Source organism: Duganella aceris (assembly GCF_011090165.1).
GTDB classification, from domain to species: domain Bacteria; phylum Pseudomonadota; class Gammaproteobacteria; order Burkholderiales; family Burkholderiaceae_D; genus Rugamonas; species Rugamonas aceris.
Map to the genome: position 1 here is coordinate 75575 of NZ_JAADJT010000002.1, position 18381 is coordinate 93955.

Sequence of the window (18381 nt, forward strand, 5' to 3'; positions counted from 1 at the left end):
TCAGGCGCCGGGCGCGAAACGGACCCGGAACACCACGCGCGGCGGCTGGTACACATAGGCGATGCCGCCGCCGTGCTCGTGCATGATCTGCTGCGCGATGTACAGCCCCAGCCCCATGCCGTCCCGGTTGCGCTTCTGCTGGTGGCCGCTCCGCTTGAACGGGTCGTACAAGGTGCGGGCGCTGTCGGCGTCGATCTCGTCGGCCACATTGCTGATCTCCAGCAGCAAGCCGTCCGCGTCCTTCAGCAGCACGATCAGGACCGGTTCGCCGGCCTGGCCATGGTGGCAGGCGTTGCTGATCAGGTTGTCGACCACTTGCGCGATCCGGCCGGGGTCGCCATTGACCATGGCGCACGCGGGCAATTCGGCGCGCAGCGTGATGCCGGGCCTGGCCATCTGCACTTCGTCCACCAGATCGGTCACCAGCGGCACCAGGTCGAAGGCCTCGCGGCTGCGGCCGAGCCGCATGCCTCCGGTGATCAGGCTCATGTCCATCACCTGGGCGATCAGCCGCGCCATGCGCCCGCTGGACGCCTTGATGCGGCGGCCGACCATTTCCTGCGAGCCGCCCCGCTCCAGCGCGCTGGCGGCCATGGTGATGGTCTGCAGCGGATTGCGCAAGTCGTGCCCCAGCATCGCCAGCAACTGCGAGCGCGCCTTGTCGGCCACCATGTGCCGTGCCACCGAGGCGGTGTTCATTTCGGCCAGCAGCTGGCGCGCGATGATGGCGTGCACCGCCTGCCACGGCTCGGCCTGGCCGACGACGGTTTCGCGCCATTCGGCGAACGAACCGCGCGGCGTCAGGCGCGGCCCCAGCGGGCCGTGCGCGATGATCTTGCCCGGCTGGCCGGCCCAGCGCACCGCTTCCGTCTGTTCCTCGCGCAGCGCCAGCAGCCAGCCCGGCGCCGCCGCGTCGAAGCGCAAGGCCAGCAGGCCGACCCAGCGGCCGCACGCGGCGCGCTGCGGCGCGGGCCAATCGTCGCGGCCGCTGCGCGTCACCATGTCGGCGCCCTGCACCGGCAGCGAGTCCAGCACCGCGGCCACCACCTCCGGCGCGACCTCGCCATGCACATGGATGCGGCCGGCGTCGACGATGATGACGGCGCCGGCGCCGAGCGACAGGCAGAGCTCGCCGGCGTGCGGCGTCAGCGCCGCCAGCGCGTCCTCGTCGCGCAGCAGCGAGGCCATCACCCGCGTCCGTAGTTCGGCGGCGTGCTCGATCAGCGCGGTGCGTTCGCGCATTTCCAGCGCCTGCACCTCGGCCGCCAGCACCTGGGCCATGACGTCGGCCGCCATGCGGATCGAGTACGGCACCTGCCGGGCCGCCTGGTGGTGGCAGGCGATCAGGCCCCACAGGTGGCCGTTGATGACGATGGAAATACTCATCGAGGCGGCGACGCCCATGTTCTTCAGGTATTCAAGGTGGATCGGCGAGACGCTGCGCAGCACGCAATAGCTCATGTCGAGCGGCGCCGCGTCGGCCCGCCCCACCATCGGCGAGGCGACATAGCCGACGTCGCTGATCAGGCGCAGCGTGTTGACCACGTACAGCCGCCGCGCCTGTGGCGGAATGTCGCTGGCGGGATAGCGCCGGCCGAGGTAGGGTTCCAGCGTCGCCAGGCACGCCTCGGCCACCACCTCGCCGCTGTCGTCGTGACGGAAGCGATAGGCCATGACGCGGTCGAAGCCGGTGATGACGCGGATCTGGTCCACCGCCGACTGCAGCAGCGCGGCCACGGTTTTCTGCCGCCGCAACCGTTCGATCGCGCCGTGCGCCTTCAGCGCGAACACCGACACCGCATCCGAGGGCACGTCGCGCCGTTCGTATTCGACGATGACCAGTCCCTGGTGGGCGTGGATGATGCAGTCGAAGCGGGCGTCGCCGATGATGGTTTCCAGCGCGATCGGCGGCGCCTCGCCGCCCTCGACCTCGGCCAGGCAGTCGCGCACCAGCTGGCGCACGGCGGGGTCGATGCCGATGCCGTCCAGCGTGGTCTGGAGCACTAGCGGCAGGCGCAGCATGGCGGCCGCGTTGGCGCTGTGCGACAACAGCGTGCCAGCGCTGTCGAGCACCAGGATCGCGCCGTGCGACTGGATGCTGCCGGGGATGTGGATCGGTTCGCGGGCGCAATTCTCCAGCGTCACGGCGGGCGCGGCCGCGCCGCCGCGCGTCGGGAAAATCGCGCCCGGACTCACTGCCCGGCCTCGGCGCCGGCCTGCAGCGCGGCGGCGTGGTGCAGCGCCAGGTCGAGCGCGTCCATGAACTCGCGCACCATGATCGGTTTGGTCAGGTAATTGAAGAAACCGGCCTCGACGCCTTTTTCGATGTCGCGCGGCATGGCGTTGGCCGACAAGGCGATCACCGGGATGTGCGCGGTGGCCGGATCGGCGCGCAACACCTGCAAGGCGCCGTAGCCGCTCATGCCGGGCAAATTAATGTCCATCAGGATCACGTCCGGCCGGTTTTGCTTGGCCAGCAGGATGCCCAGCTGCGCGGTCACGGCGGTCAGCAGCCGCATGTCGTCGCGGCGCGCGATCAGTTGCTCCACCAGCGCCAGGTTGGCGGGATTGTCCTCGACATACAGCAGCGTGTGCGGCCGGTCGTGGTCCAGGTCCACCGCCGCCGGCGCGCCGTCGTCCGGCGCCGCGCCTTCGGACGGCAACTCCGGCGCCTCGGACGCCATCAGTTCGAACCAGAATTCGCTGCCGACGCCGACCTTGCTGGCGACGCCGATGCCGCCGCCCATCAGCTCGATCAAGCGCTTGGTCACCACCAGCCCGATGCCGGTGCCCTCTTCGGCGCTGGTTTCCCGGCCGAGCCGGTTGAACGGCTGGAACAAATTCTCCAGTTGCTCCGCCGTCAGCCCGGTGCCGGTGTCGCTCACGCCGACGCGGATGCGGCCGTCCTCGCGCTGGGTGCAGTCGACCGTCACGGCGCCGCCGAGGCGGTTGTATTTGATCGCGTTCGACACCAGGTTGACGATCACCTGCTTGACCCGGGTGCGGTCGGCGTGGACGAAGAACAGGTTTTCGAAACTGGGGAAGTTGAGCGCGATGCCGCGTTGTTCCGCCTGCGGCGCCATCATGGCCTTGCAGTCGAGCAGCACTTCGGTCAGCGACATCGCCTCGCGCGACAGGCTGACCTTGCCCGATTCGATCATCGCCAGGTCGAGGATTTCATTGATCAGCCGCAGCAGATACCAGCCCGCCTGCAGGATCTGGTCGATCGAGCTTTGCTGCGTGCTGGACGGCGGCGGCTGGTCGGACGCCATCAGTTGCGCGAAGCCGAGCACGGCGTTGAGCGGCGTGCGCAGTTCGTGGCTCATGCTCGACAGGAATTCCGACTTGGCCAGGTTGGCCTTTTCGGCGGTGGCCTTGGCGCTTTCCAGTTCGACGTTGTTTTCCTGCAGCCGGTGCTCGAACTGCTTGCGTTCGGTGACGTCGCGCGCGGCCGCGAACACGCCCTGCAGCTTGCGGTCGCGGTCGTGGAAGGTCGAGGCGTTGAACGACACCACGGTCTCGACGCCGTCGCGCGAGATCGCGGTCAGCTCGTAATTGGTCAGCTTGCCTTCGCGCAGCACGCGCGAGATGCCGGCCTGGGCGCGCTCGGGGTCGGTGAAGTAATTCTTGAACGGGGCGCCGATCAATTCGTCGCGGGTGCTGCCGGTCAACGATTCCATCTGCTGGTTGACGTCGGTGATGATGCCGCGCGGATCGGTCGCCATCAGCGCGTCGATATTCGATTCGATCAGCGAGCGGGTGTAGAACTGCTGGTCGCGCAGCCGCTGGTCCAGCACCGCCTGCTCGGCCTCGACCTGCTTGCGCGCGGTGTTGTCGGTGCCGATCAGCAAATAGCCGATGATGTTGTCCTGGTCGTCGCGCAGCGCGGTCACCGAGACGATGGCCGGGAAGCGGCTGCCGTCCTGGCGGATATAGGTCAGCTCGTAGATGTCCTCGATGCCGCGCGAGGCCTTGAACACCAGCGCCTCGAAGCCGGGCGTGATCGGCGTGCCCAGTTCGACGCTCAGCGTCTGGGCACGCGCGATCACCTCCAGCGGATCGGAGATGTCGGCCGGGGTGATCTTGTTCATCACGTCGGACGCCTTGTAGCCCAGCATGCGCTCGGCGCCGACGTTGAAGATCTGGATCACGCCCTGGGCGTCGGTGGCGATGCTGGAGAAATTGGCGCTGTTGAAGATCGCCTTCTGCAGCGCGCCGGCCTTCAGCAACGCTTCCTCGGCGCCCTTGCGCGCGGTGTTGTCGGTACCGATCAGCAGATAGCCGATGATCGCTTCGCGGTCGTCGCGCAGCGCGGTCACCGACACCATGGCCGGGAAGCGGCTGCCGTCCTGGCGGATGTAGGTCAGCTCGTAGATATCCTCGATGCCGCGCGAGGCCTTGAACACCAGCGCCTCGAAGCCCGGCGTGATCGGCGTGTCGAATTCGATGCTGAGGGCGGCGGCGCGGACGATCAGCTCGCGCGGATCGGAGATGTCGGCCGGGGTGATCTGGTCCATCACGTCGCCCGCCTTGTAGCCCAGCATGCGCTCGGCGCCGACGTTGAAGATCTGGATCACGCCCTGGGCATCGGTGGCGATGCTGGAGAAATTGGCGCTGTTGAAAATCGCGTTCTGCAAGGCGCCGGCCTTCAACAGCAGTTGCCCATCGTACAGCGAGCGGTCGAGGATCAAGATGTTCTCCCAGGGTCACATGGATTTGTCACATAGAATTGGCACGCGGAGGCGTGAAGAGCTTGCGACAGCTAGGCGGTGGGAGCCGAGGCAGCCCGCGCGGCGGCGGGCTGAATGATGGGACTTCGCGAAGTTTGGAGATGGGACCTGTAACGTGCCCCCACAATAGCACAGTGCGGGGGCCGGCGGCCTTAAAAGGTCATCGGCAGGCGGAACGACAGCTGCACGTCCGGCGTGTCGCGCGTCAGGCCGGCGCCGACCGCGATGTTGACCGTGCGCTTGTCGCTGAGCCGGTACGAGAAGCCCACCAGCAGCGTGCCCAGCTGGGTGCGCACCGAGCCCGGCACCGCGACCCCGTTCTGCCGCGTGCGCGCGATCGAATTGTGGTCGTAGCCAAAACTCATCAACGCCTTGTCGTTCAGCGCCAGGCCGACGCCGAAGTTGAAGCCGATCACGCCGCCCGCCTCGATCGTGCCCAGCGGTTCCCACTCGCCGTTGAGCACCTTGCGATTGACGTTGTGGCGCTTGAAGTTGTACAGGTAATTGACGCCGCCGAACAGGATCGCCGGATCGCTCGCGTACAGCCAGGTCAGGCTGGGCTGCAGGGCGTAGAAACCGGAACCGGTCGGCAGGTCCAGCGGCAAGCCGGTGCCGGTGGCGTTCGGCCCGACGCAGCGCTGGCTGCAATCGGTCAGCACCTCGAACGGGTCGGTGCCGGTGCGCGACTTGAAGCGCAGCCCGGCCACGTAGTACGGCTTGTCGACGCCGCCGTCGTTGAGCTGGTAGCGCAGCGCCAGCTCGGCGTCGCCGACGCCGCGCCCGCTGGTGTCGAACACGCGGTCGACGCCGGTGCCGGTGAAGATCTCGCGGCTGACGGTGGAGTCGGAGCGGTACACATACGGCACCTTCAGCTCCAGCTCGAGCCGGTTGCTCAGGCCGTAGCGGCCGGTGACGGCGGCGGTGGTGGTGTTGCGCTTGACCTCGCGCACGTCGACCAGGCCGATCAGCAGCGCCGGGATGATGGTGTAGCCGACCAGCACCACCCGGTTGCTGGACGAATAACCGAACTGCAGCGACGGCTCCAGCACCAGCTTGCCGCGCGGCGTCAACACCCCCGGCTGTTCGAACAGCGGCGCCACCGCCGGCGGCCGGCCGTCCTGCGGCGGCGGCGCGCCGACCGCTTCCCCCTGCTGCGCCAGCGCGCTGCCCCACCACGCCATCGTCACGGCCAAGCCCATCGCGGTTGCGCGCATCGTTCCTCCCTATTTGCCCACCGCGGCGCTCAAGGCGTCGCGCAGACTGTTTTCAAAGTTGACCGCCTTGAGCAGGGCCAGGTTGCCGACCGTGGTGCTGATCGTGGTCTGGCTGCGGATCGCCTGATCGTTGGCGCTGTTCTGGATCAACAGCGCCCCCATCGCCTGCCCGGCCGGGCCCGGCTCGACGCGGTTGCCGTCGCCGACCTGGACCACCGCGCCGGCCAGCGCTTCGCCGGCCAGGCGGGCCTGCACAGCGCTCAACTGTGTCACATCGGGGATGTCGAAACGACTGTTTACTACAACAGTGCCATTGACCGTAATCAAACGTTCGACGCCCAGCGACACCAGCATGCCGTTGCCGAGGTCGAAGCCGCCGCGCCGGCCCGCCAGCTCCGCGTCGTCGACGGCGGTCCAGCCGGCGGCGGGATCAGTGCCCGGACCGGCGCCGCGCGCCGCCGCGCAGGCCAGCAGGACGCTCAAAAACAGGATGCGCATGACGGCACCTCCTTCAGTAATTGCCGCTGCCGTTCTTGAACAGGGTGATATCGGTCAGGCTGGAACGGCTGATGGCCTCGCCCAGCGGCGCGCGCGGCGCGACGCTCCAGTCCGCCGCGAGGTTGAAGTGCGGCTGGCCCGGCCAGTTGTGGATCACGAACAGCAACTGGTCCGGCCGCATCGCCTCGAACGCGTCGCGCCGCAGCGCGCGCGTGCCGCCGGCCGGATCGCCCAGCAGCACCCGCTCGTCCTCGATGCCCTTGATGACGACGAAATGCAGATAGCCGTTCTCGACGATGCGCACGATGGCGGGCAACCGCGCCTCGGCCAACTTCTGCAAGGGCTGCAGGTAGCCGTCGGCGATGAACCCCTGCTGCGCCAGGTAGCGCTTCATGTCCAGCAAGGAAAACCCTTCGCGCCGGATTTTGGCCTGGTCGCCGCCGGCGTACATGGCGGAAAATACATCCCGCTCGCTGACCGGCTTGCCGTAGTGATAGCTGAGCAGCGTCGCCACCGCCGCCGAGCCGCAACTGAAGTCGTCCTGCTGCCGCACGACCGAGCGGAAGCGCGCCTCCTTCAGGCTGGCGACCGGCAGCGCATAGGCGCCGCCGCCCACGCCGGGCAGGTCCGCCGCGCCGGCCGCGCCGACGCCGGCGCCGCACAACACGGCGCCGGCCAAGATCATCGCCCGGGTGTTCATTGCATCTCGATATGGATGATGGTGGCGTTCTGGATCAGCACGTTGGCGCCGGAATTCTGGATCGCGATCGGCAGCCCGGTCATATTGCCGAACGAGCCGCCGTCGATCGAGTTGGCGCCGCTGAGCACATTGACCGCCGAGTTGCCGCTGACCGCGCCCTCGAGCCGCATGCTGTTGCTCACCGTGTCGGCGCCGCCGCGCAGTGCGCCCAGTTTCTCCGCCGCCACCGCCGGGCCGTCGAAGCCGTCCGGCGCGGCGACCTGGATGACGATCTCCGGCACCAGCAGCACCGGCGGCGCCGGCGGCGCGGGCGCGGCGTCGGCGGCCACGGCCAGCCGTCCCGCCGCCAGCAGCGCGATCGCGCATAAATGTTTGCTCATGGCGTCCCTCCTGTCGTTGCCGATGAGGGCGGCACGCCACGCGGCGCACCGCCCGCCGCCGCCTATTTGCCCACGTTCAGGTTGGACTGCACGTTGACGCTTTGCTGGATCAGCGCGGAGATGCCGCTGTTCTGCGCCGCCACCATGATGCCGGCGGCCGACTGGCCGACGCTGCTCATGGCGTTGGACATGTTGAAGGTGCCGGCGTTGACCGCCACCGCGCCACCCGCGCCGCCGGCCGCGCCGTTGCCGGCGCCACCGGTCGCGGCGCCGCCGCTGTTGGTGCCGCCGCCGCCGCCGGCGCCACCGGTGTTGCCGCCGCCACCGGCACCGCCCGCGCCGCCGGCGCCCGCCGTCGCGCTACCGTTGGTCGGATCGCCGTTGCTGGCCGTGCCGCCGGTCGCCGCGCCGCCCGCCGCGCCGGCGCCACCGGTATTGGCGGCCGCCCCGCTGTTGCCGCCCGCCGCGCCCGTGCCGCCGGCGCCGCCGGCCGCGCCGGCGCTGCTGGCGCTACCGCCGGCCGCGCCGGTCCCGCCCGCGCCCGAGGTGGCGGCCGCGCCCGCGCCGCCGGTCTGGGTCACCGCCGCGCCGGCGCCGCCGCTGCCGCTGCTGGCCGCCCCGCCGGCCGCGCCGTTGCCGGCGGTGTTGGTGCCGCCGGAACCGGACGCGCCGGCGCCACCCGCGCCGCCGGATGCGCCCGCGCCGCCGGCGCCGCCGGTGGCCGTGCCGGTGGTGGTGGTGCCGTCACCCGATCCGGCGCCGCCGCCGCTTGCCGCGCCCGAACCGGCGCTGGCCGACTGCGACGGCGGCGTGCCGGTCCCGCCCTCGCTTGGCGCACCGGAAGTGTTGGCGCCGCTGGCCGCGCCGGAACCGGCGCCGCCGCCGGAGGCGGAGCTGGTGGCGCCGCCCGAGCCGCTGCCGGCATAGCCGCCCGCCGCGCCCGCGCCACCCGCGCCGCCCACGCCTCCCGAGCCGCCACTGCCGCCGCCGGCCAGGCCGGTGCCGCCGCCGGCACCGCCGTTGCTGCCGGTGGCGGCGCCGCTGCTGCCGCCGCTGCCGCCGGTGGAACCGCCGACGCCGCCGCCGGCGCCACCCGTTGCCGCGCCGGTCGGGCCGCCACCGCCACCGGCACCGCCGGCCGTGGCGCCACCGGCGCCGCCGATGCCGCCGGCGCCGCCCCAACCGCCCTGGCCACCGATGCCGCTGGTGGCGCCGGAAGCATAGCCGCCCGCCCCGCCGGCGCCGCCGACGCTGGCGCCGACCGACGGGGATCCGTTGCTGGCGCTGCCGTTGCTGGCGCTGCCGCCCAGGCCGCCGGCCGCGCCGCTGCCGCCCGCCGCCGCCCCGCCGGCGCCGCCGGTGGCGGCCGCGTTGCCGCCGGTGGCGTTGCCGCCGGAGCCATAACCGCCGATGCCGCCGGTGCTATTGCCGGTGTTGGTGGCGCGGTTGCCGATATCCTGCACGGTGTTGCCGCTCACCGTGCCGGTCAGCGTGGTGGTGGCGTCGGCGCTCGAGGTGTTGTAGGCATTGCTGAGTGTGGAGGTGGCGGCGCCGCCGTTATTGGCGGCAACGGCGCCGACCGCGCTGGCCCCGGCCGCGCCGGTGCTGTTGTTATTGTCGTTCTTGTTGCTGCTGTCCTGCGCGGCGCTGGCGTTGTCGCTGGCGTGCGCTCCGGCACCGGATTGGGTGGTGGCGGTGGTGGGTGGCGTGGTGGTTTGGGCGTAAGCCTGCGCGCTGAACGCCAGCGCGATGGCGGCGCCGATCAAAGATTTTTTCATAGCGTTTCCCTACCTTGCTGTTATATGGGTTGATCAAGCATCATGGCGCCAGGGGACCGATCTCCCGGCCACCCTTCTTCCGCAAGCTTGATGCCAGCACAGTCAAGATGTTGAAATCTAAAGAAAATTCGCCGCGGCGCGCGATGGGGCGGCGACCTTTGCGTCGCAAAGCGTCACTTGCCTGTGACAACCCGACCCGGCACGGCCACCGCCCCACTCTGGGCGCCGGTGTAACAGGCACGTGACGGCGCCTCGATTCCATGCTTGGCCAACAACCGATACAGAGTCATGCGCGATACGCCCAGATCGCGCGCGGCCAGCGTGATGTTGCGGCCGGCGCGCAGCAGGCTGGCGTCGATGGCGTCGCGTTCGGCGCGGATGCGGGCGTGGTCCAGCTGCGCCGCCTGGTCCGGCGCGCGCGCCGCGCTCAATCCCAGGTCCTGCGGCACGATCAGGCGCCCTTCGGCCATCACCATCGCGCGCCGCACCCGGTTGATCAGCTCGCGCACATTGCCGGGCCAGTCGTAGTCGCGGATCGCCTGCGCCGCGCGGCTGCTGAAGCCCTTGACGCGCGGCGCCCGTTCGCTGGAGAAAGCATGGAAGAAGTGCTCCGCCAGCGGCAACAGGTCTTCCTTCCGCTCTCGCAAGGGCGGCACCTCCAGCGCCAGCACGTTGAGGCGGTAATACAGATCCTCGCGGAAGGCGCCGCGCCCCACCGCCTGCGCCAGGTCGACGTGCGAGGCGGCGATGACGCGCACGTCGACCGCGATGCTGTGCGTCGACCCGAGCCGGTAGATGGTCTTCTCCTGCAGGAAACGCAGCAGGTTGGCCTGCAGTTCCAGCGGCAGGTCGCCGATCTCATCGAGAAAAATTGAGCCGCCCTGCGCCGATTCGATCAGGCCGCGCTTGGCGCGCGCCGCGCCGGTGAAGGCGCCGCGCTCGTAACCGAACAATTCGGACTGGATCAGCGAGGCCGGGATCGCGCCGCAATTGATGGGCACGAACGGCCCGGCGCGGCGCGCCGACGCCGCGTGCACCGCCTGCGCCGCCAGCTCCTTGCCGCTGCCGCTCTCGCCCGAGATCAGCACCGGCGCGCTGGCCGCCGCCACCTTGACGATCTGGCGCCGCAGCCGGGCGATGGCGGCGCTCTGTCCGGTCAGCGAAGCGACGGCGGCGGCGGCCGAGCGCGGCGCCATGGCGCCATGGTCGGCGCGCAGCGCGGCCAGGCCATGGGCGTGGCCGAGCGCGTGGCGCAGCCTGGCGATGTCGATCGGCCAGGTATGGAAATCGCCGCAATGGTCATGGATCAGCTGGCGCCACAGCGGCTGCGCCAGCGCCGGCGCCGGCAGCACGACGATCCAGTGCGTGCGCCAGTGATCGTGCAGGAAGCGCTCCAGCGCTTCGCGCGCCGAGGCATCCTCCACCAGCAACAGGCCGAGGGCGAACGAGCGCGCGCTCAATTGACGTCCGGCCTCGGCCAGCGTGGCGGCCCGGCAAACCTCCCATCCCTCGAGCGCCGCGTCCGGCGCCGCCAACACGGCGTGCCCTCCGATCGCTACGTATAGTATGGTTTTGGTGGTCATGACAATTGGACGACAGACAATGGAAAAAGTTCAATCTTTTCACTTTCGCAAAACCACGAATCGCTTGCCGCGCCGCCGGCCCCAATATAGAATTCGTGCGCAGTTTTTTGACGAGGTCTGTGCCAGCCTGTCAATAGTGAGTATAAGTTAAAACAACGACGGGGATGCCTGATGAGTGGTTTTGTAGTAAAGCCGGCGGATTTGCCGGGCTGGGGCCAGCGCTTGTCGCTGCGCATCCTCAAGCTGTTCGGCTGGCGCATGTTGTATCGCCCGCTGCCCGGCCCGCGCGGCATCGCCGTCATCTATCCGCACACGTCGAACTGGGATTTCATGGTCGGCCTGTTCGGCAAGTGGGCGCTGAACCTGCCGTTCCGCTGGCTGGCCAAGGACTCGCTGTTCAAGCTGCCGGTGCTGGGCAAGTGGTTCCGCGCGCTGGGCGGCGAGCCGGTCGAGCGCGGCACGCCGAGCGGCACCATCAAGCTGCAGGCGCGCCGCATGAACGCGGCCGACTGGTACTGGGTCGGCATCACGCCCGAGGCGACGCGCGGCTATCGCCCGAACTGGAAGAGCGGCTTCTATCACCTGGCGCTGGAGGCCAAGGTGCCGCTGGTGCTGGTGTATATCGACTATCCGAACAAGACGCTCGGCCTGGTCGACCACGTGTTCCTGACCGGCGACCAGGAGGCCGACATGGCCGCCATCCGCGCCGGCTTCGAAGGCCATCGCGGCCTGTATCCGGAAAACCAGGCGCCGATCGTGCTGCAGGAACGCCGCAGCGAATCGCGCGACTGATTTTTTACACGGTCGCCACCAGCATCACGCCGGTGGCGGCGATCGCCGCGCCGGACAGCTTCAGCGCCAGCGACGGGCCGAACCGGCCCAGCACACTTCCGCCGACCACCAGCAGCCCGCTCGCCAGCAACAGGCCGAGGGCGCTGGCCGCCTGCGGCAGTTCGTGCCCGTGGGCGTTGCCGTGCAACAGAGCGAACGCGCCCACCATCGCCGCGCCGGCCGCCGCCGGCAGGCGCGCCGCCAGCGCGATCAGGATCCCCATCAGCACCACCGTGGCGGCGATGCCGGTTTCCAGTCCCGGGATCGCCAGGCCGGCGGCGCCGCTCGCCATCCCCACCATCACCATGCCGATGAACACGCCCTGCAGCCAGCGCGCGTTGGACTGGCGCACGCTCCAGATGCCCACCGCCAGCATCGCCAGCAGGTGATCGAGGCCGGTGAATGGATGGGTGAAGCCATCGAGGAAGCCGTGCGTGTGCGCGCCGCCCGCCTGCGGGTGCGCCAGCGCGGCGCCGCTGGCCAGCGCCAGCGTCAAGGTCATGGCCAGGGTGGCGGCGCGGCCGCGTGCTTGCTTGTTCATGGAGTCTCCTTAGTGTGGGGTCTGGCCCAGCAGGCCTTGTTCGCGGATGAAGTCGATGACGGCGGTCACGCCGTCGCCGCTGCGCAGATTGGTGAAGATGAACGGCCGCGCGCCGCGCTGCTGCTTGGCGTCGCGCGCCATCACCTCCAGGTCGGCGCCGACGTGCGGCGCCAGGTCGGTCTTGTTGATGATCAGCAGATCGGAGCGGGTGATGCCGGGACCGCCCTTGCGCGGGATCTTCTCGCCGCCGGCGACGTCGATCACGTAGATGGTCAGGTCGGACAGTTCGGGGCTGAAGGTGGCGGCCAGGTTGTCGCCGCCGGATTCGACCAGGATCAGGTCCAGGTTGGGGAAGTCGGCCTGCATGCGGGCGATGGCTTCAAGGTTGATCGAAGCGTCTTCGCGGATCGCGGTGTGCGGGCAGCCGCCGGTCTCCACGCCCATCAGGCGCTCGGCCGGCAAGGCGTCGGCGCGCAGCAGGATCTCCATGTCCTCCTTGGTGTAGATGTCGTTGGTGATGACGGCCATGTCGTAGTGGTCGCGCATGCCTTTGCACAGCATCTCGCACAGGGCGGTCTTGCCGGAGCCGACCGGGCCGCCGATGCCGACGCGGAGTGGGTTTGAAGTTGTCATGGTGTGCTCTCTCAGGATCTGTATAAACGGCTGTATTGGACTTCGTGCCGCATCGACAGCAGCGACAGGCCCGGGGCCCAGTTGCTCATGTCGTCGTCGGCCACGGTTTGGGCGTGATGCGCGGCGGCTTCGATGTCGGCGCGCAGCGACAGCAGCATGCGCTGGCCCGCCACCTGCCCCAGCGGCACCGATTTGACGCAGACCAGCACCTGGTTCTCGGCCCACGCGAACAGCATCGCCAGCAGCGCGGCGTCGTGCGGGATATTCAGCGCGGCGACCGCGCAGCTGAAGGCGGTCGGCAGCGCGACTTCGGGTTCGGCTTGCAGTCGCGCCAGCATCTCGGCGTCGACGATGCCCAATTCCGCCACCAACTTGGTCAGCGAGTAGCCCATCTGGATGGTCTCGGCGCGGAATTCGGCGCTGTCGCGCGAGGCGATGAAGCGTTCGCTCCATGCGGCGACGGCGTCCCAGTCGCGCCGCGACCAGGCTTGCATCAGGCGCCAGCAGACCGGGGCTTCCCATTGCGCCACCACTTCGTGCAGGTGGCGCAGGATCCAGGCGCGCGCGGTGTCGGCGTTGTGGACCATGCCGTTCTCCAGCGCCGCCTCCAGCCCCTGCGAATAGCTGTAGGCGCCGATCGGCAGCGCCGGGCTGGCGAATTGCAGCAGGTTGAGCAGCGCCGAGGCCTGCATTATTGGGGGTCGCCCGGACGGTGGATCTTCTGCCGCAGCGGAATCGGCGCCAGCGGATTGCCGTCGTGATGGTGGCCGTGGCCACCGCCATAGGCGCCCGACTCCGGCTCGAAGGCCGCCTGCTCCTCGGCCACCGTGGCGCCCAGGCCGGCCAGCATCTCCTTCAGCACCGCGTCGGCGCGGATGCGCAGGAAGCCGTCGCCGACCTGCGCCTGCGTGTGGCGGTTGCCGAGATGGAAAGCGCAGCGCAGCAAGGCGTGCGCGTCGGCGCAGGTGACCTTGTAGGTCGGCTCCGGCGCGGCCACCACCTGGATCACGCGCCGGTCCTCGCCGGTCAGCAGGTCGCCGTCGCGCAGCACGGTGCCGCGCACGGTGAACACGGCGACATCCTCGCCGCTGTCCAGCGTCGCGCGCAGGCGGCACTTTTCGCGCAATTCGTAAGGCAGCACCAGCCGCGCGGCGATCGCGTCGGCGTGTGCAATTTTGGTGTGCAATGTCAGCATAGTCTTCAGAACAGGAAGTAGCGCTGCGCCATCGGCAGCGAGGTCGCGGCTTCGCAGACCAGCAGCTCGCCGTCGGCGCGCACTTCGTAGGTTTCGGGATTGACGTCCATCTTCGGCGTCAGGCCATTATGGATCATGTCGGACTTGCGCAGCGAGCGCATGTTCTTGGCCACGATCAGCGTCTTGTTCAGCTTGAGCTGCTCGCCGATGCCGTCGTCGTAGGCCGCCTGCGAGACGAAGGTGAACGACTTCTTCAAGCCGCCGCCGAAGGCGCCGAACATCATCCGGTAGTGCACCGGCTGCGGCGTCGGGATCGAGGCGTTCGGATCGCCCATCTGCGCGGCCGCGATCATGCCGCCCTTCAGAATCGTCGACGGCTTGACGCCGAAGAAGGCCGGCTTCCACAGCACCAGGTCGGCGATCTTGCCCACCTCCAGCGAACCCACCGCATGCGCGATGCCGTGCGTGATGGCCGGGTTGATGGTGTACTTGGCGATGTAGCGCTTGACGCGGAAGTTGTCGTTGCGCTGCGAGTCCGGCGCCAGCGGGCCGCGCTGGGTCTTCATCTTGTGCGCGGTCTGCCAGGTGCGCATGATCACCTCGCCCACCCGCCCCATCGCCTGCGAATCCGACGACATCATCGAGATCGCGCCCAGATCATGCAGGATGTCCTCGGCCGCGATGGTCTCGCGGCGGATGCGCGATTCGGCGAACGCCACGTCCTCGGCGATCGCCGCGTCCAGGTGATGGCAGACCATCAGCATGTCCAGGTGCTCGTCCAGCGTGTTGATGGTGAACGGCCGGGTCGGATTGGTCGACGACGGCAGCACGTTCGATTCGCCCACCGCCGCGATGATGTCCGGCGCATGGCCGCCGCCCGCGCCCTCGGTGTGGAAGGTGTGGATGGTGCGGTCCTTGAACGCCGCCAGCGTGTCGGCCAGGTAGCCGCCCTCGTTGAGCGTATCGCTGTGGATCGCGACCTGTACGTCCATCCGGTCCGCCACCGACAGGCAGTTGTCGATCGCGGCCGGGGTGCTGCCCCAGTCCTCGTGCAGCTTCAGGCCGATGGCGCCGGCGCGCACCTGCTCCTCCAGCGGCTCCGGCAGGCTGACGTTGCCCTTGCCGAGGAAGCCGAGGTTCATCGGGAAGGCGTCGGCCGCGCCCAGCATCGCGTGCAGGTGCCACGGCCCCGGCGTGCAGGTGGTGGCCGAGGTGCCGGCCGACGGCCCGGTGCCGCCGCCGATCATGGTGGTGACGCCGCTCATCAGCGCCTCTTCGATCTGCTGCGGGCAGATGAAGTGGATGTGCGTGTCGACCCCGCCGGCGGTGACGATCATGCCCTCGCCGGCGATGATCTCGGTGGCGCCGCCGATGGCCATCGTCACATTCGGCTGGATGTCCGGGTTGCCGGCCTTGCCGATGGCGGCGATCATGCCGCTTTTGAGGCCGATGTCGGCCTTGACGATGCCCCAGTGGTCGACGATCACCGCGTTGGTGATCACCGTATCCATCACCTCGGCGGCCACGCGCTGCGACTGGCCCATGCCGTCGCGGATCACCTTGCCGCCGCCAAATTTCACTTCTTCGCCGTAGGTGGCGTAATCATGTTCGATTTCGATAAACAGTTCAGTGTCCGCCAGGCGGATGCGGTCCCCTTTAGTGGGACCGAACATCTCCGCATAGGCGCGGCGCGAGATTGTAGCCATGTCGACCTTTTTTTAGCTTTTCGGTGGTGTGGTATCCAGCTTGCCCATGACTTTGCCATTGAAGCCGTAGACCTTCTGGTCGCCGCCCAGCTTCACCAGCTCCACGGTGCGCTGCTGGCCCGGCTCGAAACGCACGGCGGTGCCGGCGGCGATGTTGAGCCGCATGCCATAGGCCTGCCAGCGCTCGAATTTGAGCTCCGTGTTAACTTCGAAAAAATGGAAATGCGATCCGACCTGCACCGGCCGGTCGCCCTGGTTGGTCACCACCACGGTGGCGGTGGGCCGGCCTTCGTTGATGCCGATCTCGCCCTCTTCAAGCAGGTATTCGCCTGGGATCATGATGAACTCCTTTAGGGGATGGGGTGATGGACGGTCACCAGCTTGCTCCCGTCGGGGAACGTCGCTTCGACCTGGATGTCGGGGATCATTTCGGGGATACCCTCCATGACGTCGGCGCGCGTGAGGATGCGCGTGCCGTCGGACATCAGTTGGGCGACTGTCTTGCCGTCGCGGGCGCCCTCCATGATGGCGCAGGTGATCAGCGCCACCGCTTCCGGGTAGTTCAGTTTGAGGCCGCGCGCGAGGCGGCGTTCCGCCACGATGCCGGCGGTGAAAATCAACAGCTTGTCTTTTTCTCTTGGTGTCAGATCCATGGTGGTTCCAGTTCAGGTTTGCCAGATGCGCGGCGTGACGGCCTCGCGGTCCAGCAGATGCGGGCGCACGCGGCGCCACACGGTGAGCATCAGGCGGCGCGCGGTTTCGCTGTCGTCGCCCAGGTGGCGCGCGACCAGCACGCCCTTGGTGTGGGTGACGCCGAAGACATGCTCGCCGTCGGCGGCGATGTCGGCGCGTATCCCGGCCAGCAGCTCGGCCAAGACGGCCGGCGGCAGCGGCTTGCCGGCGGCGATCAGCGTGGCGCAGACGGTCTTGCCGTCCAGCGCCAGCGGGCTGTCGAGACGCCCGCCCAGCATCGCGCCCTGCTCCCACCAGATCAGGCGGCCGTCGCGGCGGATGCTGCTGCGCTGGGTGACACGGCCGGTATTGAATACCTCGCCCGAGCCGCGCCGGCCCATGCACAGGATCTCGCAGCCGATGTAGGTGGCGCCGGCGGCCAGTTCGACCGCCTGCTCCAGCACCACGTCAGCGGTATCAAAAAAGATCGTTTCTTGCGGCAGCCATTCCAGCGCGGCGCCTTGGTTCAGATGCAGGCACACCGTCTGGCGCGACACCTTGCCGTTGGCCTTGTACCACTTGGCCGCGCCCGGGGTGGTGATGAATGCGTGCGCGCCGGCGCCGACGCCGATGTCGATCTGCAGCCGGTCGCCGCCGACCACGCCGCCCGGCGGGTGGACCACGATGGCGTGACAGACCTTGCGGTCTTCCGGATACAAGGCCTTCTGCACCCGCAGCGGGCCGTAGTGGAGATTATCGAACAGCCGCGTGGTGCCGGCGTCGTCCGCGAATCCGAGCGTGAGGCTGGCCTGCCAGGCGCTGGGGCTGGCGGCGAGGTCTCGCGGTGCGGTGCAATCGGGCATGACGGTACTTGATATGAGTGATGTGTTGTCTTATGCAATCCCCATGCCAGCCCAAATCGGCACTGACGCCGGGCGCGAACAGGTTTCCGCACCAAATTGAATCATTCGCACCAGTGTAGTGCGGAAAAATCACAGTTAGTAAAAAAGGGACGCCTGTTTTGCTGGCGGCTGTTGTAAAAAAGTGCCGCATGGAAAAATATTTGAGATTTTCTACGGCGGCAAAAGTTCTGCCGCTTTTAACAAAAGCACGTTTTTTTTTGTTGAGGAATAATTGAATCCATTGAAGCACGGAAACAAAAATTCTAAATTAACTACTTAACGGAGGTCCAAATGTTTAGCAAATCCCCATCCCTTCGCCGCGTTGCAATCGCCGCCGCCTTCGGCGCCGCGCTGGTGCCAGTGTTGAGCGGCGCCGCTGTCTACAGCAACGGCAGCAAAACCTCGACCTTCGACGTCACGCTGAAAATCATCGCCGACTGCACCATCGCCGCCAACCCGCTGGACTTCGGTCAATCGCAAGGCGTGCTGGCGACCGCCGTCAGCGTCAACACCACGCTCAACGTCACCTGCACCAACACCACGCCTTACAACATCGGCCTGAACGCCGGCACCGGCACCGGCTCCAGCACCACCGCGCGCCTGATGAGCGGCACCGGCGCCAACACCAGCACCGTCGCCTACAACCTGTACCAGGCATCGGGCAGCACCAACTGGGGCAACACGCAAGGCACCGACACCAAATCCGGCGTAGGCAGCGGCGTCTCGCAAACCATCACCGTGTACGGCGTCGTGCCGGCACAAGCAACGCCTCAGCCCGACACGTACAAATCGACGATCACCGCAACCGTCTACTTCTAATACCCGCAACACCCTCCGCCGGCGCCCACAAACAAGGCTCACCGTCGCGATTCAGCAGCATCCCCAGCGCCCAATCCCGCGCTAAATTTTTCCCAGTTTCGTATCGATACCGCCCAACAGCAGCGGCAGCATTGCATGCATTTGCATACCCACTCGCGCCCGGACCTATCGTTTTACTTACTGGAGTTCCATCATGACC

Annotated in this window: 18 protein-coding genes; 2 read left to right on the top strand and 16 right to left on the bottom strand. The window is 68.2% G+C overall.

What is annotated here, in order from left to right:
* The 8 genes from GW587_RS04860 to GW587_RS04895 all read right to left on the bottom strand — a co-directional run bounded on the left by GW587_RS04860 (position 1) and on the right by GW587_RS04895 (position 10883).
* Positions 1-2196, bottom strand: a complete 2196-nt coding sequence (locus tag GW587_RS04860) for an ATP-binding protein (protein WP_371875545.1) — start codon at positions 2194-2196, stop codon at positions 1-3.
* The gene (locus tag GW587_RS04865; protein ID WP_207393352.1) at positions 2193-4691 is read right to left on the bottom strand and encodes a hybrid sensor histidine kinase/response regulator; all 2499 of its coding nucleotides are present in this window, start codon (positions 4689-4691) and stop codon (positions 2193-2195) included. Before GW587_RS04865 ends, GW587_RS04860 begins: the two co-directional genes overlap by 4 nt.
* Positions 4692-4882: 191 nt before the next feature.
* The gene (locus GW587_RS04870; protein WP_229259300.1) at positions 4883-5944 is read right to left on the bottom strand and encodes an acetate kinase; all 1062 of its coding nucleotides are present in this window, start codon (positions 5942-5944) and stop codon (positions 4883-4885) included.
* A gap of 9 nt (positions 5945-5953) precedes the next feature.
* Positions 5954-6442 carry a hypothetical protein gene (locus GW587_RS04875; RefSeq protein WP_166099330.1) on the bottom strand — a complete coding sequence of 163 codons (489 nt, stop codon included), beginning with the start codon at positions 6440-6442 and terminating at the stop codon, positions 5954-5956.
* Between the two features lie 13 nt (positions 6443-6455).
* Positions 6456-7142, bottom strand: a complete 687-nt coding sequence (locus GW587_RS04880) for a C39 family peptidase (RefSeq protein WP_166099333.1) — start codon at positions 7140-7142, stop codon at positions 6456-6458.
* The gene (locus GW587_RS04885; protein ID WP_229259301.1) at positions 7139-7522 is read right to left on the bottom strand and encodes a hypothetical protein; all 384 of its coding nucleotides are present in this window, start codon (positions 7520-7522) and stop codon (positions 7139-7141) included. The genes GW587_RS04880 and GW587_RS04885 overlap by 4 nt, the downstream gene beginning before the upstream one ends.
* A gap of 62 nt (positions 7523-7584) precedes the next feature.
* Positions 7585-9300, bottom strand: a complete 1716-nt coding sequence (locus tag GW587_RS30965; RefSeq protein WP_207393353.1) for a hypothetical protein — start codon at positions 9298-9300, stop codon at positions 7585-7587.
* A gap of 173 nt (positions 9301-9473) precedes the next feature.
* Positions 9474-10883 (bottom strand): sigma-54 dependent transcriptional regulator, encoded by a 1410-nt coding sequence (locus tag GW587_RS04895; protein ID WP_166099336.1) that lies wholly within the window; start codon positions 10881-10883, stop codon positions 9474-9476.
* Positions 10884-11054: 171 nt separating this feature from the next.
* On the opposite strand from GW587_RS04895, the gene GW587_RS04900 reads away from it, so the two are divergent.
* Positions 11055-11675 (top strand): 1-acyl-sn-glycerol-3-phosphate acyltransferase, encoded by a 621-nt coding sequence (locus tag GW587_RS04900; protein ID WP_166099339.1) that lies wholly within the window; start codon positions 11055-11057, stop codon positions 11673-11675.
* A 4-nt stretch (positions 11676-11679) separates the two neighbouring features.
* Here the strand turns inward: GW587_RS04900 and GW587_RS04905 are convergent, their stop codons facing one another.
* The 8 genes from GW587_RS04905 to GW587_RS04940 are packed head-to-tail and all read right to left on the bottom strand — an operon-like array spanning position 11680 to position 17324.
* Positions 11680-12255, bottom strand: coding sequence for a HupE/UreJ family protein (locus tag GW587_RS04905; RefSeq protein WP_166099340.1), 576 nt, complete (start codon positions 12253-12255; stop codon positions 11680-11682).
* Between the two features lie 9 nt (positions 12256-12264).
* Complete coding sequence (gene ureG / locus GW587_RS04910) at positions 12265-12888, bottom strand: urease accessory protein UreG (RefSeq protein WP_166099342.1); 624 nt, start codon at positions 12886-12888, stop codon at positions 12265-12267.
* Between the two features lie 11 nt (positions 12889-12899).
* On the bottom strand, positions 12900-13580 hold the full coding sequence (locus GW587_RS04915; RefSeq protein WP_166099345.1) for an urease accessory protein UreF: 681 nt from the start codon (positions 13578-13580) through the stop codon (positions 12900-12902).
* Positions 13580-14083 carry an urease accessory protein UreE gene (gene ureE, locus GW587_RS04920; protein ID WP_166099346.1) on the bottom strand — a complete coding sequence of 168 codons (504 nt, stop codon included), beginning with the start codon at positions 14081-14083 and terminating at the stop codon, positions 13580-13582. The genes GW587_RS04915 and ureE overlap by 1 nt, the downstream gene beginning before the upstream one ends.
* A 5-nt stretch (positions 14084-14088) precedes the next feature.
* Positions 14089-15789: an urease subunit alpha gene (gene ureC, locus GW587_RS04925; protein ID WP_166099349.1), complete on the bottom strand. Its 1701-nt coding sequence runs from the start codon at positions 15787-15789 to the stop codon at positions 14089-14091.
* Positions 15790-15801: 12 nt separating this feature from the next.
* Positions 15802-16128, bottom strand: coding sequence for an urease subunit beta (locus tag GW587_RS04930; protein ID WP_166099351.1), 327 nt, complete (start codon positions 16126-16128; stop codon positions 15802-15804).
* Positions 16129-16139: 11 nt separating this feature from the next.
* Complete coding sequence (locus GW587_RS04935; RefSeq protein ID WP_166099354.1) at positions 16140-16442, bottom strand: urease subunit gamma; 303 nt, start codon at positions 16440-16442, stop codon at positions 16140-16142.
* Positions 16443-16454: 12 nt separating this feature from the next.
* Positions 16455-17324 (bottom strand): urease accessory protein UreD, encoded by an 870-nt coding sequence (locus tag GW587_RS04940; protein ID WP_166099355.1) that lies wholly within the window; start codon positions 17322-17324, stop codon positions 16455-16457.
* A gap of 330 nt (positions 17325-17654) precedes the next feature.
* Between GW587_RS04940 and GW587_RS04945 the strand changes: the two genes are divergently transcribed.
* Positions 17655-18182, top strand: a complete 528-nt coding sequence (locus GW587_RS04945) for a Csu type fimbrial protein (protein WP_166099357.1) — start codon at positions 17655-17657, stop codon at positions 18180-18182.
* Positions 18183-18381 lie beyond the last annotated feature (199 nt).